Genomic DNA, 18,651 nt, shown 5'->3' on the forward strand with positions numbered 1-18,651 from the left:
CCCGCTCACACTGCGGGGCTTTTTTTATCCCAGGAGAGCGTTTCGACTCCTCGCCGAGTACCGAAGCAGAACGCCACGGTCAAATCGTCGACAATTGCTCCGCCATCTCGGCCAAAGCTTGCCGGGGCAACTTGCCGGTCTCCGAACGAGGCAATTTGTCCAGCAAATACAAAGGGCGAGGCAGGAAAATCGGATCGAGACGCGCCTGCAATTCTGCAAGCAGCTGTTCCTTAGTCTTGCCGGGAGCTACGGCGAACGCGATCAGGCGGACGGTCCCTTCAGGGCCATCCGGCAAAAAAAAGACCCCGTCCCGGACCCCGTCTATCTCGTTCAGCACATGATTCAGAGCATCGAGCGAGGTGCGCTTTCCGGCGATGTTGACCAGATCCGCGTTGCGTCCCAACAGTTTGAACTGCCGAGCACCACAACATTCGATCAAATCGTTCAACACGACAGGTCCGGGAAGATGGTGGGCATCGACCCATGATTCGCCACCTTTCGCCTGAAAACGCACGCCGTCGAACGCATGCCACATGTCGTCTCGACTCGTGCGGCGGGAGGCAATCGATCCCGCTTCCGTACAGCCGTAAATCTCCAGCACGCGGGTTCGAAACAGACCTTCCGCCTTGGCTGCCCAGTCGCGAGAAAGCGGTGCCGTAGCGGAGACGATGAGCTCGATCTCCGGAAGATCTTCCCCGGCCTCGATCAGTGCCCGTATGTGCACCGGCGTCGTTACGAGGATTCGCGGCTCCGGGCACAATTCCAAAGCGGCGCGGATATCGGCCGGAAAAAAAGGCTTACCGGAGTGCAGCGCCATTCCGCCAAGGCAAAGCGGCAGAAGAATACTGGTCTCGAGACCGTACATGTGCTGCGGCGGTACCGTGGCGATGACACTAGCCGACTGCTCCGGCCTCAAACCTAGGCCAGCCCCGATCAGTTTCGCACTCTCGCAAAAGCTCAGCCACGTTTTGACGTGAGCTTTCGGCTGGCCTGTGCTACCGGACGTAAACGCGATTGCAACTACTCGATCTCCCGGAATCTCCGGGATGTAAGCGTCCTGGCGTGGCGTCTGTCGTGGGCTGCAATCGTAACGGACAATCGTATCAAGTCCTTCCGGAAAATCCGGACCGTCAACCAGGGAATAAAGCTGCGGATAGTGTTCCGTCACTTGCTGCAAGACCCTAGGTGCCCGGCTCGGCGGCAGCAGGTTGATCTGCCCTTTAAGCACGGCTGCGGCGAAAGCCGCAAGAAACCGGTATCGGTTCTCGCAGAGATTGACCATGTAAGGACGATCGGGGAGATTTGCCGCCAGATTGATTACTTCCCGGAAAAATTCGCCCAAAGTTATGGAACGGCCGTTATCAATAGCGATAATTCGGGCATCGCTAAAATGGTCGATCAATGGATAGTGCGGCCTGAGGAGGCTGGCGCCGTGGGAAATGATCTTGTCTTGATATTTCGTTAATGGCCTGTTTGGCACGGGTGTTATTCGCTATTTTTAGGATGACTTTTGCGCAAAAACTATACGCAAAGCGCTAAGGTATTTAAATGAAGCGACTGTATTCTCCTGTATACAAACCGTAACTCTTTTGGAGCCAGCGTTCCATCTCCCGCTTTTGCTAAAAGAATTACTGCAATACGACCTGCCTGCAAAACGTCGCGCCAATTTGCCGGACTGAAACACTGAAAACCGCTCCAAACTCGACTTAAACCAGCAGATAAATTTACAAGCTTCGGCACAATCTGGTATTAAGGGAATGGCGCTTCATTTCGCGCTCCGTGTCGATCTAAGTTCAACAACCTCAAGGAGAATTCCAATGAAAAAGATGATGACAGTGGTGGGTGGTTTGTTGTTAATCAGTCCTATCCTAGCCCACGCGACCAGCCATACCCAAGGAGCCGGTCCCAGGGGAGATGGCGCAAGTGGTTGCGGCTGGGGAGCGTTGCTGTTCGACGGCAACAGCGGCGTCGGCGCCCATTCACTCGCGATTACCACCAATGGAAGCTTCGGCAATAACACTTTCGGTATATCGTCCGGCACCAACGGTTGCGACGCCAACCAAACCATTCGCTACAGGGGCGGCCGCATGTACATCGGGGCCAACATGACCAAGCTGGCCGAGGACATGTCTCGCGGAAACGGCGAAACACTTGCCGGGCTTTCCGAAGTTATGGGCATCGCAAAAGAAGATCGCCTGGCCTTTTTCGCGCTGGTCAAGAAACATTTCGCCGTGATTTATCCGCGAGAATCCGTTACCAGCGACGAGGTAATGGACGCCTTGATCGTCGTGATGAAGTCCGACTCCGCATTGGCGAAGTACGTCGGCTGATCCCTAGCTTGCGAGGCGCTCCCCGAAATATGAAGCGCCTCTTCTTTCATCCGCCGTGAAGTCGCTCTTATGCCTCGTTGTTGCTCTGACATTTCAGACGGCAGCTTTCCGCGCCTTTGGGTCGGAAAATCCCTCGATACTGCTTCGACAGGCGCGAGCGATGCGTCTGCACGACGACCCTACCTGGCTGGCCCTGGGCCATTACCGGCGCACTCCCTTCGGAGACTGGGCCAGCGATGCGGACGACCCGGCCTTTTTTCTTGCCGAAACGGGTCAACACGATCCCGACGCGGAATTATCCGCCACCCTTCTAGCCTATTTTGCGCCAGGAGACGGAGACGAGCACCCTCGGTGCCGATTTCCCGCTCGTTATCATTGGCTAAAAAGCCGGCTCGATTTCGGCGGTTCGCTATCTTCGGATCACGACTGCAAAGCGTTTTCCGAATGGACCGAGACCCTGAAGGCCCATTCGGTAAGCCTGATCTTTCCCGCATCCTACCTGAACAGCCCGTCATCCATGTTCGGACATACTTTTTTGCGCCTAGACCGCGAAAATCAGGATGAAAATGCACGCCTGCTGGCCCATACGATCAATTATGCGGCGGACGTGAATGTGGCGGACAACGAATTGTTCTACGCGTACCGAGGTCTGTTCGGTGGCTATCCGGGCGTGATTTCGGTACAGCCGTTTTATGAAAAAGTTAAGGAATACAGCGACTTCGAAAACCGCGATATTTGGGAATATTCCCTTAACCTGTCGCCCGCCGAAACCGCGCAACTGATCCGTCACGTCTGGGAAATTCGGCCGATTCGGTTCGACTATTACTTTATCGGAGAAAACTGCTCTTATCGTATTTTGAGCTTGCTGGATGTCGTGCGTCCGGCTCTTGCGCTTCGGGAGAAATTTCCCTACCGCTCCATTCCCTCGGATACCGTGCGCGCCATCGTTGATGCGGGATTGGTCGAGCATGTGGATTACCGTCCATCCGCGGCAACGGTGTTGAACGAGCATACCCGCCAGCTCACGTCTGACCAACGCCGCGTGGCCAGACAGTTGGCAGATGGAAAAATCGCGCTGGACAGCGATGCTCTTAGACCGATGTCTGCCGCCGAACAAGCGGCTACACTGGAGACGGCATACGAGTCTTTGCGCTACCGGTCGTTGGCCGACAAATTGCCGAGGGAGCGTGTTGCCGGTCTGAGTTATAAACTCCTACTGGCCCGAAGCCGGATCGATGACGTTTCACCGCTAAAACCGCCGGAGCGTCCGGCCACTCGGGATGATGAAGGGCACAAGCCTTGGCGCGCCGACCTCGGCTTCGGTTTTTTCGATCATACGGCGTTCGGCTCATTCCGATTGCGCTCCGCCTATCACGATCTGACCGATCCTTTAGCCGGCTACCGGCTGGGAGCCCAGATCAAATTTCTCGATGCCAGTGTCCGGTATTACGAAGACGAGAGATTCCGCGTCGAAGCCGTGGATGTCATCAATATCGCATCATTAACCCCGCGCACAGAGTTTATCCAGCCCTTGTCCTGGTCCGTCGGCCTCGGCGCCCGGCGAAAATTGCTTGAAACCGGCCGACCGTTGGTCGGCTATCTGGACGGAGGCGTCGGTTTGAGCTACAGCATCGGCGACGGAATGATCTTCGGCCTAGTGAACGGCACGCTTGAAGTAAGCGAGTCGGTTCGACCGAACGTCGATATCGGGCTTGGCCCCCGCATCGGCTGGCTGTATCGCGGCCTGGGCGGGCAGGGACTGCTGGACTTTCGAATTGACTGCTATATCGTGGAAGACGAGTATTGCACGGGCGGATTGCGCTTGGACCATACGGTGAATCTAGGCAAGGACTATGCGCTGAACCTGCGTCTCGGCCGAGACCGGGGAGAGCGTACTTATGCGAGTGAATTTCTTTTGTCGGTGCGGCGGTATTTTTGAGAGTCGAACAAATATTGCCGCGTATTTGCATCCGGCGCTGATGGAGCATTACCGTGTCCCGATGCTTTTTCCGAAATCTTTTGATTATTCCGTTCGCCCTTAGCCTTTCCGGATGCGCCAGCCTGCTTTTTTATCCGGACCGGGCGATGCGGCTCACACCCGATGCCTTAGGCCTGAAATACGAAGATGTGAACCTGGTCACCCCAGACGGGATTAAATTGCACGGCTGGTTCTTGTTTGCTCGCGGCGCCCCGCGCGGAACGGTATTTTTCCTCCACGGCAATGCCCAGAACATCAGCACTCACATCTATAGCGTCGCCTGGCTGCCGGAAAAAGGATATCAGGTGTTTCTCCTCGACTATCGCGGCTATGGACTATCCGACGGCTCGCCAGGTCTGCCGGAAGTGTTGACCGATGTGGCTACAGGCTTTCAATGGCTTTTGAGCGAGCCTCGCGTAGCGAACAGAAACCTTTTCCTTGTCGGCCAAAGCCTAGGTGCAAACTTGGGCGCCTACTACGCGGGCGCGAATCCGGAAGCGCGGCAACGCTTAACTGCGATCGTTTTGGATGCGCCTTTTGCCAGCTATCGCGAAATCACCCGTGACAAACTGGCCCAAGTCCCTATCACGTGGCCGCTACAGTATCCGCTCTCCCGGCTGATGCCGGACGACTATAGCCCGATCAAAAATATCGCCGAGATATCACCATTGCCGCTGCTCATCATCTGCAGCGAAACCGATGACATAGTGCCGGCCCGTCACAGCATCGCGCTGTTCGAAGCGGCCGGCGAACCCAAGTCGCTCTGGGTCACCGAAGGATTTCACATCGCCACCTTTGGTCAAGAGAAAAACCGCCAACGCTTGCTCTCTTTTCTCGAGGAACATGGACGTTAAACGCTCCAGCGACCAACAATCTTAAGCCTTGAACGAAATGGCCGTACCGAGGGACAGCTCTAAGTCTCGATCGGCGCGTCCACAGTTGACTGCGATTTCAATCAGTCCGATTGAGTTTTGATACCAGAAGGCTTGGGTGGCGGGAACCGAACAAAATGTGTTAGCCTGCCGTAACGACTGGCCATTTGCACAGAGCGTCATTCCGCAGTATTCAGTCCTGTGCCGCATTCCAGTAATGGCATTGCCGTAGTGATCGAAATAGATGATCTCGGCGAGATCGGACGGCCATTCGATCAGATCCGGTTTCTGATGGTTGTGGCTCGCCCAGCTGAAGTCATGGGTGGCAATGCGTGCAGCGATAGGAGCGAAAAGATCGCGGCCGTGGAAACTCGACGAGAGCATCCTTGGACGCCAATCGATCACCCGCCATTCCGCTTCGGCCGATTGCGCTGCCACAGTATTGAGGAGACCGTTATCCGGCCCCACAAACCATTGCCCATCCGCTTGTAGAACAACCGGCAACCGTTCACCGCCGACGCCGGGATCGACCACGGCAAGAAATACGCTACCGGTCGGAAGTTGTTTGCACAGGGCTGCGAGTAGATATGAACTCCACCGGGGCTCGCCCATGGGTGCGTTGCTAACGAGATTTACAATGTCGACTCCCGGCGCCCGCAATCGCAGCACCGCTTCCATTTGCCCAAGATACGACCCCTCTGAACCGAAATCGGTAAATAGAAAAATCATATCGGTGTCAGCAACAGCGGATTGACGGCTATGGTCTGACCTTACTCGTCTTGGAGGTTTGGAATCTGCTCTATGCGTCTAGGCCGAAACAATCGCGAAAATACAAGCCCCAACTCGAACAGCAGCCAGATGGGCACTGCCAAAAGACTTTGCGAAACCACGTCGGGAGGTGAAAGCACCATTCCGATGACAAAAGCGGCCACAATAATGTAAGGCCGTTTTTCGGACAGGCTCTCTCGGGTAGAAATGCCGCTCCAAATTAGCACGATGGTCGCAATTGGAACCTCAAACGAGACCCCGAAAGCGAAGAACAAAGTTAGTACGAAATCCAGGTAATGCGTAATATCGGTCATTACCGCTACTCCCGCCGGCGCCGTTGCGGTCAGGAACCCGAAAATCAGAGGGAAGACCAGATAATAGGCAAACGCCATACCCCCATAAAACAGCACTGTACTTGCAAACAGAAGCGGCAGCACCAGACGGCGCTCATGCTCATATAAGCCCGGCGCGACAAAGGCCCAAACTTGGTAAAGAATATACGGTATCGACAGGAAAACCGCCGCCACCAGCGTAAGCTTGAACGGTGTCAGGAATGGCGAGGCGACATCGATCGCGATCATTTGCGAACCGGGCGGCAAATGCTTCATGAGCGGCCCTGCCAAATAAGCGTAGATCTCGTTGGCAAAATAGGCCATGCTCATAAAAACAAACAAAACCACGAGTATGCACCGCAGCAGTCTATCCCGTAGTTCTACTAGGTGAGAAATAAAAGGTTGCTCGGTGTCTTGCATCTGTCCCCGACTATACTTTTTATAGTTCACCATCGCGGTGCTTAGAAGCAGGCTCTTTTTCGTCCGTTTCGTTCGGATCAGATATCGACACGCGATCTTTCTTTTTGCCAGGTCGCACCGGAGTCGATAATAACTCCACCTTTTTCTTTTCTTCTAATAAAGATTGACGCAACTCTTGCAACTGAAGCTCATGGTCAATTTCTTGCCTCACCGAAGCGGCCATTGCACGAGCCCTTCGAACCCACAGTGCGACCTCTCTTGCCACCTTGGGTAGACGCTCCGGACCGAACACCAGAAGCGATACGACACCTACCAAGACCAATTCCCAAAAGCCAATATCGAACATGCTTTTTTGAATCGTTGTTAGGTCGTCTTGTCTTTGTTCTCGTGGACCGCCTCTCCGTCGATCGTCCTCCCGGATTTCTCTTCGTCCCCCTCGCTCATCGCACTACGAAAACTCTTTATTGCCGATCCCAGATCGCCGCCAATGTTACGTAGTCGTTTGGTGCCGAACAGCAACAGTACGATCAAGAAAAGGAGCAGTAGCTCCCATATACCGATACCCATCAATTTACTCCTACATGCTTTTAGTGACGTTAACTCGAGAGATATTACCGAATTCGCTTCGTTAAAAATAACCAGGCGTTTTCCCGGCCAAGACCCAGTACGATTCTCTGCATCCGTTTCTTGGTCATTGGTAATTGCCATATTCTACTGTTAAAGAATTTACGGGCACATAGAGCGAGCTGGCCACTGCAAATTAAAACCACGAAAATAAGACCGCACAAAATCAAATAAGTTAGGCCTACCGTATAAAACTAGCACTACTTCCATCCGACATCCCGTTTCACTCCGACCTTGGCGACCGCTGACACCTCAGTGCCTAAGGTAAATCATCCATAACAGCCCCTCCGGCCAAGAGACAAGATCGCTGGCACTTTCCTTGCGACGTTCTGCCTTAATCACCTATAATGAATGGTTTCGCCAAGCCGACTAATTCTACGCCGGGTTGCTACTGTCTAGCTTTTTCTGGATAATCCCCGACTCGAACGAGCCTACTCACAGGTTTACCGTATGCAAACGATGATGCTCAAAGCAAAGCTACACAGAGCTCGAGTGACACACTCCGAACTCGAGTATGAGGGCTCTTGTGCCATTGATGGTTTGCTACTCGAACGCTCGGGAATCAGAGAATATGAACAAATCCACATTTATAATGTTAACAACGGGCAAAGGTTCACTACCTACGCCATTCGCGCACAAGAGGGATCGGGCGTAATTTCTGTCAATGGCGCTGCCGCTCGTCTTGCTGCTCCTGGAGACATCATGATTATATGCGCCTACGTAGGGTTAAATCAGAGCGAACTCATCGGCTATAAACCCACACTGATCTATCTTGGAGAACACAACCAAATCGTCCGGACGGGTCAGTCGATACCCATACAAGCAGCCTGAGCTCAACTGCGTCACCTACTGATTTAGCGGTTTGCATTTAATAACTTAGCCGAATCGCCGGGACTAACTGACAGTTCGCCATCGTGCCGCCAATTCACATCCGCAAAACCGCCGCGGTCACATCCGCAGCCTGACGGTTGGGCTTAACATCGTGCACGCGAAACAAAGCCACTCCAGCCGATACTCCAAGAACAGTAGTTGCTATCGTCGCCCCCACCAGTTCCGGCGGATGACTCTCGCCGCAGATCGCCCCCATAAAGCGCTTCCTGCTTGTCCCTAATAAAACCTTATAACCCGTCGCCACGAAGCGACTTAGCTCTTTAATCAACCGCAGATTGTCGTCTTTCCGCTTTCCAAACCCGATGCCAGGATCGATGACAATGTTCTCGGCCGCAACCCCTTCTTTCATTGCAGCTTCTGCCCGTTCCATTAAGAACACCAATACTTCTTCGACTACATCCGTATACACGGGGTTATCTTGCATACCTTTTGGCTTGCCCTGCATATGCATAAGTACCAACGGCACACCAACCTTTGCTGCTACCGAGAACATCCTTGGGTCATCCCTACCGGCTGAGATATCATTCACCATGTTTACGCCAGCAGATATCGCTTCCTCTGCGACGCGACTTCTTGTCGTATCGACGCTTAACATCACATTGTGCGGCAAATGGCTGCGCAAAGTACGAACGACCGGAATGACGCGGCTAAGTTGCGCCTCTTCGCTAACCGGCTCTGAGCCGGGCCGCGTCGACTCCCCACCGATATCGATGATATCCGCACCCTCTAATACCATACGTTGCGCATGCAATAACGCGTCCGCTGGCACACAATACCGGCCACCATCCGAAAAGCTATCTGGAGTTACGTTCAGAATCCCCATGATAAGGGGCTTATATTGCATGACGGAGTTCCCGCGCAAGAGCACCGTTAGATGCCGAAAATTCCGCTTGGTGACGGTAGTATAAATGAGCGACCGATATTTTCTCAGCCGCCTCCTACGTTATATGAGTAGGCTAGGCAATGCGGAAAACTTTACTTTGCTGCAGAGCAATTGGCCCGCATAAGCGGGCCAACGACATTGGCCATTCAGGCCAATCTTGCACCTTAGCCGGCGTCCGGCTCTTATGCGTTTGACCGATCAACAAGTTCTACGTATGCCATGGGTGTGGCATCGCCCCTGCGGAAACCGCATTTCAAAATCCTTAAATAGCCACCCGGCCGATCCTTAAATCGGGGTCCTAACTCGTCGAACAGTTTTACGACTGCGTCACGGTCTCTGATACGCGCAAACGCAAGGCGTCGTGCGGCTACGCTATTCTTCTTCGACAAGGTGATCAAAGGCTCAGCAAACCGCCTGATCTCTTTCGCTTTCGGCAAAGTCGTTTGAATGATCTCATGTTGGATCAAGGAGGCAGTTAGGTTTCGAAACAAGGCGTTTCGGTGACTGCCGGTAATATTTAGTTTTCTACCCGAATTACGATGCCGCATTTGTTACACCCACACAAATTTAAGAGTCTTGTTGGTCACGTTTAAGACCCTCGGGAGGCCAATTTTCAAGTCGCATGCCAAGTGACAAACCCTTCGTCGCCAAAACATCCTTAATTTCAGTCAGCGACTTCTTTCCAAGGTTTGGGGTTTTGAGCAAATCCACTTCGGTCCTTTGAATCAGATCGCCGATGTAGAATATGTTTTCCGCCTTCAAGCAATTAGCGGAGCGAACAGTCAGTTCGAGATCATCAACCGACCGAAGCAGCAACGGATCGAACTGCGGCCTTTCTTCGCTGATTCTCGGCGTCTCCTCACTTTTGAGGGCAACGAATACCGATAGGTGTTCGTTCAAAATCGATGCAGCTTGTCGAACCGCTTCTTCTGGATCAACCGTCCCATTAGTTTCCAGCTCCAGAATAAGCTTATCTAGATCCGTACGCTGCTCGACACGAGCGTTCTCTACCAAATACGAGACGCGCCGAATCGGGCTAAAAGAAGCGTCGATATTAAGCACGCCAACTGCGGTTTCCGCCTGCCCGGAATTCCGCGCGCCCACCGGCTGATATCCTCGACCCTTTTCAACTTTGAGCGTCATGCTTAACTTCCCGGAGTGCGTCAGATTCGCGATCTCCAACTCCGGGTTAAGAATTTCCGCATCGTGGGTAAGCTCTATGTCGCTTGCGGTAACTTTGCCAGGACCCGACTTGTTTATCTTAAGCGTAACCTCTTGTCCGGTCGGTATACGAATCGCGAGGTTCTTAAGGTTCAAAAGAATGTCAATAACGTCTTCTTGAACGCCATCTATCGTAGAGTACTCATGCAATACCCCTTCTATTGTTACTTCCGTAACTGCACAGCCGGGTATCGAGGAGAGCAGAACTCGCCTCAGCGCATTGCCCAGGGTATGACCAAACCCCCTTTCCAGAGGCTCGATTACAATCCTCGCACTGTTTCGATCTATGGGATTGACGTCAACCAACCGCGGTTTAATTAGATTCGCCAAGTAGTTTTGCATCGATTAGGAACAACAATTATTTGGAGTACAACTCGACAACCAGTTGCTCGTTTATTTCAGCGCCCAGATCACTACGTTCAGGCACTGACTTAAACACGCCCCGCATTTGCTTTGCGTCGACATCCACCCAAGCAGGAAATCCATACTGTTCCAAAACTTGCAGTGCATCTTTAACTCTTAGCTGATTCTTTGCCTTTTCCCGTACTGAGACAACATCTCCTGGCGCGACTTGGTAGGACGGCACATTCAAGACCTTGCCATTAACCGTAATCGCTTTGTGGCTAACAAGCTGGCGCGCTTCGGCCCTGGTGGAAGCAAAACCCATGCGATAGACCACGTTATCTAAACGAGACTCGAGCAGGTTCAGCAAGTTTTCGCCGGTTGATCCCTTTCTGCTCGACGCGGCCTTATAATAATTCCGGAATTGGCGCTCCAATACGCCGTAAATTCTGCGCAGCTTCTGCTTCTCGCGGAGCTGAGTTGCGTAGTCCGACATACGGGCGCGCTTCTGGCCGTGCTGCCCCGGCTGTTGATCGAGCTTGCACTTTCCTTCGAGCGACTTGCCGCGCGATTTAAGAAACAGATCCGTGCCTTCTCTTCTACTGAGCTTGCACTTCGGCCCTAGATATCTAGCCATTTTTCGCCCCTCTGCTTATACCCGCCGTTTCTTTGGAGGACGGCACCCATTGTGCGGTATCGGTGTGTCATCAATAATATTCGTGATCTTAAATCCCATATTATTGAGCGTCCTTACCGCCGACTCTCTGCCTGGCCCAGGTCCCTTTATTCGCACATCCAGATTCTTCACGCCATAATCCTTTACTATGCTTCCCACCTTTTCTGCGGCGACCTGAGCAGCAAACGGCGTGCTTTTCCGAGACCCGCGAAACCCCGAGGCCCCAGCAGTTGCCCATGCGAGCGCATTACCCTTACGATCTGTAATCGTTATTATGGTGTTATTGAATGACGCGCTGATGTGAACAACTCCGTCAGAAATATCTCGTTTAATCCGTTTTGCGGGACGACTAGATGCAGCCATGTCGATGTCTTACCTCGAAACCACTCTTTAGATTTATTTGCGAATCGGCCGTCGCGGACCTTTTCTGGTTCGTGCGTTAGTACGGGTCCGTTGCCCGCGAACAGGGAGACCTCGCCGATGCCGCATTCCACGATAACAACCCAAGTCCATTAGGCGCTTGATATTCATCGCGCTCTCGCGCCGAAGATCCCCTTCCACAACAAACTTCGCAACTTCCTCGCGGATGCGCTCGATATCACTGTCCCCGAGTTCCCTGACCTTAACCGAGGGGCTCAGACCAACATTCTCACAAATCAGTGATGCCCTAGATCTGCCGATACCATAAATCGCCGTAAGCGAAATAACTAGGTGCTTGTGATCCGGGATATTAACTCCCGCAATTCGTGCCATTTATCCTGCCTCCACATCAACTCTCTAGACTTAGGCTGAATCTCGCATCATACCACGTCATTTAAGAATACGCTATTCAATGATTAGCCTTGGCGCTGCTTATGACGCGCATCCTTACATATTATGCGAACAATCCCTTTTCTCTTCAAAATCTTGCAGTTTCGGCAGATCTTCTTAACTGACGCACGAACCTTCATTAAAATTCCCCTGATGATTGTAAACCGTGATTCTAAAACCAGGTTAACTGAGCTTGATATTGGACTTCTTTAGTAAACCTTCATACTGGTGCGAAATGATGTAGGTTTGGATTTGTGACATAAAATCCATTACCACCACCACTATGATCAGCAGAGAGGTTCCGCCGAAATAGAACGGCACGTTCCAATAAACGATTAAAAATTCGGGCAGCAAGCATACAGCGGTAATGTAAATGGCGCCCGCCAATGTCAAACGCGTCATCACGGCATCAATATAGGCTGCGGTTTGCTGGCCAGGCCTGACACCCGGAATAAACGCGCCCGATTTCTTCAGGTTCTCCGCCGTTTCATTCGAGTTGAACACCAACGCGGCATAGAAAAAGCAAAAAAAGACGATCGCGCTGGCGTAGCACAACACGTATAGCGGTTGCCCGGGTGATAAAGTTGTGGCGATATCCTGCAGCCAACCAAGGTTCTTAGTGTTTCCGAACCAACCCGCCAACGTTGCAGGAAATAGGATGATACTAGACGCAAATATCGGCGGTATCACACCCGACATATTCAACTTCAAGGGCAGAAAACTCTTGTGAGCAGCATACATCCGCCGTCCTTCCTGCCGTTTCGCATAATTAATGGTAATCCGCCGCTGCCCCCGCTCAACAAACACGACGAGCGCCGTTACTGCTAGCGCAATACCAAACAGAGCGACGATACTCATCATGCTCAATTCACCGGTTCGCGCTAATTCGAGGGTGCCGCCAACTGCCGACGGAAGCCCAGCCACAATACCGGCAAAAATTATGATAGATATCCCATTTCCAATCCCTCGTTCCGTAACCTGCTCGCCAAGCCACATCAAAAACACGGTTCCGCAGACCAGCGACACAGCCGTGATAAACAGGAAGTGAATTCCCGGGCTAATAACGACAGGGACACCTGAGGCGGATTGGTTTTGTAGCGCAAGCCCGACTCCGATGGCCTGGAACGTTGCGAGAAAAACGGTGCCGTACCTTGTGTACTGGTTGATTTTTTTCCGCCCTGACTCACCCTCTTTTTTTATCTGCTCCAGCTTCGGGATTACGCCTGCCATCAATTGCATAATGATTGAAGCCGAGATATACGGCATGATCCCAAGAGCAAATATACTCAGGCGCTTCAGCGCGCCCCCTGAAAACATGTTCACCATGTCCAGTATCGACCCGCCTTGCTGCGCGAACATCGCAGCCAAAGCCTTTGGATCAACTCCAGGAATGGGAACGTGTGCCCCAATTCGGTAAACGACGAGAGCGCCGATTACGAAGAGAAGCCGTTGGCGAAGCTCTGTGAGCCTACCAAACCTTTCGCTTAGGGTGGAGTTCGCGATGCTCACTTATGCCTCGATTGTGCCGCCAGCCGCTTCGATTTTTGAACGCGCGCCCTTCGTAACTTTAATGCCGACAAGGGTCACCGAGGACGTCAACTCTCCCGAGTCAATAACCTTGACAGAGCGAGCCTGCGCCGGAACCAAATTTGCCGCCTTTAACGCTTGGATATCGACTTTCTCGCCAGCCAGCCGATTAAGTTCGTTTAACCGAACCTCAGCGACGAACGCTTTTACTCTCGATTTAAATCCGACTTTCGGCAGTCTCCGTTGAAGCGGCATCTGTCCGCCTTCGAATCCTACCTTATGAAAGCCTCCGGCTCGGGCTTTTTGGCCTTTATGTCCTTTTCCGCTGGTCTTACCCAATGTAGAGCCAATGCCGCGCCCGACGCGGGTTCTCTTTTTTCTGCTGCCTTCCGACGGCCTAATCGAATTTAGGAACATTTAAGCATCCTCAATCTTGAGCATGTACGCAACCTTGTTGATCATCCCGCAGTTAGCCGGTGTTGCGCTAACGTATACCGGTCGGTGCATACGTCTGATGCCAAGCCCGCGAAGACACGCCTGGTGAGACTTAAGACGCCCGATCTCGCTCTTTATCTGCGTAACTTTGAGTTGCTTCTCGCTCATTTATCTTTCCCCGAACGATTATCTGCCAATTTCCCGCGCTTGGCTGCGATGGAACGAGGGTCTCTGATCTCCGTCAGTCCTTTAATCGTTGCGCGAACGACGTTAATGGGGTTATTTGTTCCAATACACTTGGCAAGCACATTATGTATGCCAACAACCTCGAATACCGCGCGCATCGCACCTCCCGCGATGATCCCGGTACCTTGAGATGCCGGCTGCATAAATACCTTGGCAGCCCCAGTGCTAGCAGTGATTGCGTAATGCAAGGTGTCACCGTTGAGGCTCACCTTACGCATATTTCTCCGGGCTTGCTCCATTGACTTCTGGATCGCGACAGGAACTTCGCGCGCTTTGCACAAGCCATACCCGATCCGACCATTCGCGTCACCAACAACAGTTAACGCGGTGAACCCGAACTGACGGCCGCCCTTTACAACTTTGGCGACGCGCCTGACCGCGACCAACTTTTCCTGAAACCCTTCGGCCGAACTGCTCTGAACGTTTAGGCTCGCCATAACTCCCCCTAAAACCCAAGCCCGGCTTCACGCGCGGCGTCAGCCAATGCTTTGACACGACCGTGATATTTGAATCCTGATCGATCGAAGGCCACATTTGATACTCCCGCCGACAGCGCCCGTTCCGCTATTAGCCTGCCAATCGCTTTGGCCGCCTCAACGTTTCCGGTCGACGCCAAGCTGGCCTTGATATCCGGCTGCAACGTAGATGCCGACGCGAGGACCAGCGCCCCATCGGCGCTCGTTACCTGTGCATAGATATGACGCGGCGTCCGATGGACGGTAAGCCGATTCACGCCTAATGACTTGATGATCGCTCTGGCTTTCGTCGCCCGCTTCAATCTCGCCGATTTCTTATCCATCAATCACCTACTTCTTTTTCGCTTCTTTTCTGACGACTTCCTCTTCCGCGTATCGAACACCTTTTCCCTTATAAGGCTCCGGTGGTCGATATGCTCTGATGTCGGCAGCAACCTGACCCACCCGCTGTTTGTCGCACCCCTTGACCACAATCTCGGTCTGGGAGGGCGTTTCGATCGTAATACCCTCCGGAGCGGTAAGCTCAAGAGGGTGGGAAAATCCCAGCGAGAGACTCAATACGTCTCCTTTCGCTTGAGCCCTATAGCCAACGCCAACCATCGTCAATTTACGAGCGAAGCCAACGCTCACGCCCGTTACCATATTCGCAATGTTTGCACGCGTGCTACCAGCAAGCGCATTAGCTTGTCTATCGGCTTTATCGGCTAAAATCGATATATGACCGTCTGCGATTTCAACTCGAACTTTGGGACTCAAACTGCGAGTCAGCGCACCTTTAGCACCCTTTACGGTGATTACGTCACCGGAAATGCTAGCCTCCACTCCTTTCGGAAGAGCGACCGGATTTTTTGCTATTCTGGACATTGATAAGTCTCTATGCTCGATTACGACACCAGACAGAGGACCTCGCCACCATGCCCACCCTCTCGTGCATCCTTGTCTGTCATAACGCCTTTCGAGGTGGACACGATCGCCGTACCTAGCCCGCCCAGAATCAGGGGAAGCTTGTCTTTCGATCGGTAAATGCGACGGCCGGGCTTACTGACGCGTTCGAACTGCTCGATAACGGGCTGCCCTTTGTAATACTTGAGCTGCACACAAAGCGAGGCCTTCCCGGCATCCTGGCTTACCTGATAATCCGTGATGTAGCCTTCGTCCTTCAATACGCGGCATACTGCGATTTTAACGTTCGACGACGGCATAACGACTTCGTTTTTTCCGGCGGCTTGCCCGTTTCTTATACGGATGATCATATCAGCCAACGGATCGGTCATACTCATTTCAAATTCTCCGTAAACAAAACGGTTGGGCTCAGACGGTGATTGGGTCGACGATCCACTCTTACCAGCTTGCCTTCGTCACGCCCGGCACATCGCCGCGCATAACCGACTCACGCAGCTTATTCCGTCCGAGACCGAACTTCCGATAGAACCCGTGCGGCCTACCGGTCAAACTGCACCGGTTGTGGAGGCGCGACGGCGACGCGTCTCTGGGGAGCTGTTGAAGCTTTAGTTGCGCTTGGTATTTCTCTTCATCCGTCGACGACACACTCTGAACGATGGTTTTCAGCTCAGCCCGCTTTTTGTAGTGCTTGCTAACCAACGCTTGACGCTTCTTTTCTCGTGCGATCATAGATTTTTTTGCCATTGCCGTTCCTATGTTCTAAACGGAAACTTAAACTGCTCCAACAGCGCACGGGCTTCGTCATCGCTGCCAGCCGAAGTCGTAATGGTTATGTCGATACCGCGTATAGCGTCGATTTTGTCGTAATCAATCTCGGGGAAGATGATCTGCTCCCGGACACCCATGCTATAGTTGCCACGACCGTCGAATGACCTTGGGCTCAATCCGCGGAAATCTCGAATCCGCGGTATCGCTATATTGACAAGCCGATCCAAAAATTCATACATCCTATCACGCCGCAGCGTTACTTTGCAGCCTATGGGCATGCCCTCTCTGATCTTGAACCCGGCGATTGACTTTCTGGCGATCGTTACGATGGGTTTTTGGCCGGAGATCTTTTGCAGGTCTTCCATCGCGTTCTGGAGTATCTTCTTGTCGGCTACGGCTTCGCCTACTCCCATATTAAGGGTGATCTTTTCCAGTCGCGGAACTTGCATTACCGATTGGTAGTTAAATCGCTTGATCAGCTGCGGAACTACCTGTTCTTTGTAAATAGATTGAAGCCTAGCCATTTCTGTTATCCGCAAAATCAAACGTCAATAACTTCGTTCGTGGACTTGAAATAACGAACCTTTCTACCGTCGGCCAAAAGCTTAAAGCCCACTTTATCGGGTTTGTTTGTTCCCGGGTTATACAGTGCCACATTAGACCGGTGAATCGGCATAGCCTTTTCAACTATTCCGCCATTTATTCCCCTCATCGGAATCGGTCTTTGGTGTTTCCGAACCAGGTTGATACCTTCGACGACGACCCGATCGTCCGAGGACACCGACAAGACCGCACCCCGCTTCCCTTTGTCTTTCCCGGTGAGCACTACAACTTGATCGCCTTTCTTAATCTTTCGCATGACGCAAGGATCCTCGTTAAAGTACTTCAGGTGCGAGCGAAATGATCTTCATGAACTTTTCGGACCGCAGTTCTCGCGTAACCGGCCCGAAAATGCGCGTGCCGATGGGTTGATGCTGATTGTTAAGCAACACTGCCGCATTGCCGTCGAACCGGACAACCGATCCATCTGTCCGACGAACGCCTTTTCTTGTCCGCACAACCACGGCATTGTAAACCTCGCCTTTCTTAACGCGTCCGCGAGGAATAGCATCCTTAACGCTAACCTTGATGATGTCGCCGATGTTTGCATACCGGCGATGCGAACCACCGAGCACCTTGATGCACATGACCTTTTTAGCGCCGCTGTTATCAGCCACATCCAGGTTGCTTTGCATCTGAATCATCTTCGATACCCCTTATTTATTGCCGTTGCCCTTCTCGTTGTCATTTAGTCCGCTCGACCACTCTGTCCAGCATCCAAACCTTTTTCTTCGATAGCGGACGGCAGGAAGAAACAACTACGACGTCACCCTCGTGACACTCGTTATTCTCGTCATGGGCCAACACCTTGCTCGTTCGACGTACGAACTTTCCATAAACTGGATGAGATACCAACCGCTCCACCAGAACCGTGATCGTCTTATCCATTTTGGAGCTGATAACTCTTCCCGTGATGGTACGGGACGTCTTGACTGTTTCGCTCATACTGAAAAGCTCTTTTCGGTTAGAACCGTATTTACCCTGGCGATGTCCCGCCTAATCCCTTGCAGTTGATCCGATTTGGTTAATTGACCGGTAGCCTTTTGCATCCTGAGGTTAAAGCGCTCTCGGTGAAGTTCGAGCAGCATTTCTTTAAGTTCGCCCTCGGTTTTCGATCTAAGTTCGCTGGCTTTCATCACATGACCGTCCGAAACGAAAAAGTTGTCTTTATCGGAAGCTTAGCTGCGGCAAGCTCGAACGCTTCACGCGCTAACTCTTCGCTCACTCCCTCAAGCTCGTAAAGCATCGTGCCAGGCTTTATCTCCGCGACCCAGTACTCCACGCTTCCTTTTCCACTCCCCATTCGAACTTCGAGCGGCTTTTTCGATATCGGTTTATCGGGAAATACGCGAATCCACATCTTTCCACCACGCTTAACATGTCGTGTGATAGCACGGCGCGCGGCTTCAACTTGCCTCGCAGTGATCCTTCCCCTCTCCACGGCCTTCAGACCAAACTCGCCGAAACTGACCCGGTTACCTTTGGTGGCGAGGCCTGTGTTTCTGCCTTTCTGCTGTTTTCTATATTTCGTTCTCTTCGGCTGCAACAT

At 52.4% G+C, this 18,651-nt stretch carries 30 protein-coding genes; 4 read left to right on the forward strand and 26 right to left on the reverse strand.

Annotated elements, in window-relative coordinates; genetic code table 11:
• Positions 1-79 precede the first annotated feature (79 nt).
• Positions 80-1,480, reverse strand: a complete 1,401-nt coding sequence (locus tag ACR2R1_RS10795; RefSeq protein ID WP_434114117.1) for an AMP-binding protein — start codon at positions 1,478-1,480, stop codon at positions 80-82.
• 337 nt (positions 1,481-1,817) lie between these two features.
• On the opposite strand from ACR2R1_RS10795, the gene ACR2R1_RS10800 reads away from it, so the two are divergent.
• From ACR2R1_RS10800 to ACR2R1_RS10810, 3 genes are all read left to right on the forward strand, one after another.
• Positions 1,818-2,330 carry a DUF3015 domain-containing protein gene (locus tag ACR2R1_RS10800; protein WP_166642596.1) on the forward strand — a complete coding sequence of 171 codons (513 nt, stop codon included), beginning with the start codon at positions 1,818-1,820 and terminating at the stop codon, positions 2,328-2,330.
• Positions 2,331-2,490: 160 nt separating this feature from the next.
• Complete coding sequence (locus tag ACR2R1_RS10805) at positions 2,491-4,269, forward strand: Lnb N-terminal periplasmic domain-containing protein (protein WP_434114119.1); 1,779 nt, start codon at positions 2,491-2,493, stop codon at positions 4,267-4,269.
• Positions 4,270-4,415: 146 nt separating this feature from the next.
• Complete coding sequence (locus tag ACR2R1_RS10810; protein WP_434114121.1) at positions 4,416-5,162, forward strand: alpha/beta hydrolase; 747 nt, start codon at positions 4,416-4,418, stop codon at positions 5,160-5,162.
• 21 nt (positions 5,163-5,183) lie between these two features.
• On the opposite strand, the gene ACR2R1_RS10815 is transcribed toward ACR2R1_RS10810, so the two are convergent.
• Genes ACR2R1_RS10815 through tatA form a run of 4 tightly spaced genes read right to left on the reverse strand, consistent with a single transcriptional unit; the run spans position 5,184 to position 7,267 of the window.
• Entirely contained in the window at positions 5,184-5,909 is a 726-nt protein-coding gene (locus ACR2R1_RS10815) for an SAM hydrolase/SAM-dependent halogenase family protein (RefSeq protein ID WP_434114124.1), read from the reverse strand.
• A gap of 41 nt (positions 5,910-5,950) precedes the next feature.
• A complete protein-coding gene (gene tatC, locus ACR2R1_RS10820) occupies positions 5,951-6,700 on the reverse strand; it encodes a twin-arginine translocase subunit TatC (RefSeq protein ID WP_077731320.1) in 750 nt (249 codons plus the stop codon).
• Positions 6,701-6,719: 19 nt separating this feature from the next.
• Entirely contained in the window at positions 6,720-7,046 is a 327-nt protein-coding gene (gene tatB / locus ACR2R1_RS10825; RefSeq protein ID WP_077731286.1) for a Sec-independent protein translocase protein TatB, read from the reverse strand.
• A 17-nt stretch (positions 7,047-7,063) separates the two neighbouring features.
• Positions 7,064-7,267 carry a twin-arginine translocase TatA/TatE family subunit gene (gene tatA, locus ACR2R1_RS10830; protein ID WP_077731287.1) on the reverse strand — a complete coding sequence of 68 codons (204 nt, stop codon included), beginning with the start codon at positions 7,265-7,267 and terminating at the stop codon, positions 7,064-7,066.
• Between the two features lie 507 nt (positions 7,268-7,774).
• Between tatA and panD the strand changes: the two genes are divergently transcribed.
• On the forward strand, positions 7,775-8,155 hold the full coding sequence (gene panD / locus ACR2R1_RS10835; protein WP_086135211.1) for an aspartate 1-decarboxylase: 381 nt from the start codon (positions 7,775-7,777) through the stop codon (positions 8,153-8,155).
• A gap of 94 nt (positions 8,156-8,249) precedes the next feature.
• On the opposite strand, the gene folP is transcribed toward panD, so the two are convergent.
• The 21 genes from folP to rplP form a co-directional block, all read right to left on the reverse strand.
• Positions 8,250-9,059 carry a dihydropteroate synthase gene (gene folP, locus ACR2R1_RS10840; protein WP_077731289.1) on the reverse strand — a complete coding sequence of 270 codons (810 nt, stop codon included), beginning with the start codon at positions 9,057-9,059 and terminating at the stop codon, positions 8,250-8,252.
• A gap of 221 nt (positions 9,060-9,280) precedes the next feature.
• Positions 9,281-9,646, reverse strand: a complete 366-nt coding sequence (gene rplQ / locus ACR2R1_RS10845; RefSeq protein ID WP_077731290.1) for a 50S ribosomal protein L17 — start codon at positions 9,644-9,646, stop codon at positions 9,281-9,283.
• Positions 9,647-9,665: 19 nt separating this feature from the next.
• A complete protein-coding gene (locus tag ACR2R1_RS10850; protein WP_077731291.1) occupies positions 9,666-10,661 on the reverse strand; it encodes a DNA-directed RNA polymerase subunit alpha in 996 nt (331 codons plus the stop codon).
• Positions 10,662-10,677: 16 nt separating this feature from the next.
• Positions 10,678-11,298, reverse strand: coding sequence for a 30S ribosomal protein S4 (gene rpsD / locus ACR2R1_RS10855; RefSeq protein WP_077731292.1), 621 nt, complete (start codon positions 11,296-11,298; stop codon positions 10,678-10,680).
• A gap of 15 nt (positions 11,299-11,313) precedes the next feature.
• Positions 11,314-11,700 carry a 30S ribosomal protein S11 gene (rpsK, locus tag ACR2R1_RS10860; RefSeq protein ID WP_077731293.1) on the reverse strand — a complete coding sequence of 129 codons (387 nt, stop codon included), beginning with the start codon at positions 11,698-11,700 and terminating at the stop codon, positions 11,314-11,316.
• Between the two features lie 33 nt (positions 11,701-11,733).
• Complete coding sequence (gene rpsM / locus ACR2R1_RS10865) at positions 11,734-12,090, reverse strand: 30S ribosomal protein S13 (RefSeq protein ID WP_077731294.1); 357 nt, start codon at positions 12,088-12,090, stop codon at positions 11,734-11,736.
• 83 nt (positions 12,091-12,173) lie between these two features.
• Positions 12,174-12,287 carry a 50S ribosomal protein L36 gene (gene rpmJ / locus ACR2R1_RS10870; RefSeq protein WP_077731295.1) on the reverse strand — a complete coding sequence of 38 codons (114 nt, stop codon included), beginning with the start codon at positions 12,285-12,287 and terminating at the stop codon, positions 12,174-12,176.
• Between the two features lie 43 nt (positions 12,288-12,330).
• On the reverse strand, positions 12,331-13,656 hold the full coding sequence (secY, locus tag ACR2R1_RS10875; protein WP_434114129.1) for a preprotein translocase subunit SecY: 1,326 nt from the start codon (positions 13,654-13,656) through the stop codon (positions 12,331-12,333).
• On the reverse strand, positions 13,657-14,091 hold the full coding sequence (gene rplO, locus ACR2R1_RS10880) for a 50S ribosomal protein L15 (RefSeq protein ID WP_077731297.1): 435 nt from the start codon (positions 14,089-14,091) through the stop codon (positions 13,657-13,659).
• A complete protein-coding gene (gene rpmD, locus ACR2R1_RS10885) occupies positions 14,092-14,277 on the reverse strand; it encodes a 50S ribosomal protein L30 (RefSeq protein WP_077731298.1) in 186 nt (61 codons plus the stop codon). It lies immediately after the preceding gene.
• On the reverse strand, positions 14,274-14,792 hold the full coding sequence (rpsE, locus tag ACR2R1_RS10890) for a 30S ribosomal protein S5 (RefSeq protein WP_434114132.1): 519 nt from the start codon (positions 14,790-14,792) through the stop codon (positions 14,274-14,276). Before rpsE ends, rpmD begins: the two co-directional genes overlap by 4 nt.
• Before the next feature lie 8 nt (positions 14,793-14,800).
• Positions 14,801-15,154 (reverse strand): 50S ribosomal protein L18, encoded by a 354-nt coding sequence (gene rplR / locus ACR2R1_RS10895; protein WP_077731300.1) that lies wholly within the window; start codon positions 15,152-15,154, stop codon positions 14,801-14,803.
• A 7-nt stretch (positions 15,155-15,161) separates the two neighbouring features.
• Complete coding sequence (gene rplF / locus ACR2R1_RS10900) at positions 15,162-15,695, reverse strand: 50S ribosomal protein L6 (protein ID WP_077731301.1); 534 nt, start codon at positions 15,693-15,695, stop codon at positions 15,162-15,164.
• A 20-nt stretch (positions 15,696-15,715) separates the two neighbouring features.
• Complete coding sequence (gene rpsH, locus ACR2R1_RS10905; protein ID WP_077731302.1) at positions 15,716-16,111, reverse strand: 30S ribosomal protein S8; 396 nt, start codon at positions 16,109-16,111, stop codon at positions 15,716-15,718.
• Between the two features lie 61 nt (positions 16,112-16,172).
• The gene (gene rpsN / locus ACR2R1_RS10910; protein ID WP_077731303.1) at positions 16,173-16,478 is read right to left on the reverse strand and encodes a 30S ribosomal protein S14; all 306 of its coding nucleotides are present in this window, start codon (positions 16,476-16,478) and stop codon (positions 16,173-16,175) included.
• 8 nt (positions 16,479-16,486) lie between these two features.
• On the reverse strand, positions 16,487-17,026 hold the full coding sequence (gene rplE, locus ACR2R1_RS10915) for a 50S ribosomal protein L5 (RefSeq protein WP_077731304.1): 540 nt from the start codon (positions 17,024-17,026) through the stop codon (positions 16,487-16,489).
• Positions 17,027-17,043: 17 nt separating this feature from the next.
• Positions 17,044-17,361: a 50S ribosomal protein L24 gene (rplX, locus tag ACR2R1_RS10920; protein ID WP_077731305.1), complete on the reverse strand. Its 318-nt coding sequence runs from the start codon at positions 17,359-17,361 to the stop codon at positions 17,044-17,046.
• A 16-nt stretch (positions 17,362-17,377) separates the two neighbouring features.
• The gene (rplN, locus tag ACR2R1_RS10925) at positions 17,378-17,746 is read right to left on the reverse strand and encodes a 50S ribosomal protein L14 (protein ID WP_077731306.1); all 369 of its coding nucleotides are present in this window, start codon (positions 17,744-17,746) and stop codon (positions 17,378-17,380) included.
• Positions 17,747-17,786: 40 nt separating this feature from the next.
• On the reverse strand, positions 17,787-18,047 hold the full coding sequence (rpsQ, locus tag ACR2R1_RS10930) for a 30S ribosomal protein S17 (RefSeq protein WP_086135209.1): 261 nt from the start codon (positions 18,045-18,047) through the stop codon (positions 17,787-17,789).
• A complete protein-coding gene (gene rpmC / locus ACR2R1_RS10935; protein WP_077731308.1) occupies positions 18,044-18,238 on the reverse strand; it encodes a 50S ribosomal protein L29 in 195 nt (64 codons plus the stop codon). Before rpmC ends, rpsQ begins: the two co-directional genes overlap by 4 nt.
• Complete coding sequence (rplP, locus tag ACR2R1_RS10940; protein ID WP_077731309.1) at positions 18,238-18,651, reverse strand: 50S ribosomal protein L16; 414 nt, start codon at positions 18,649-18,651, stop codon at positions 18,238-18,240. Before rplP ends, rpmC begins: the two co-directional genes overlap by 1 nt.

This window comes from Methylocaldum sp. GT1TLB (assembly GCF_051027445.1).
Taxonomy (GTDB): domain Bacteria; phylum Pseudomonadota; class Gammaproteobacteria; order Methylococcales; family Methylococcaceae; genus Methylocaldum.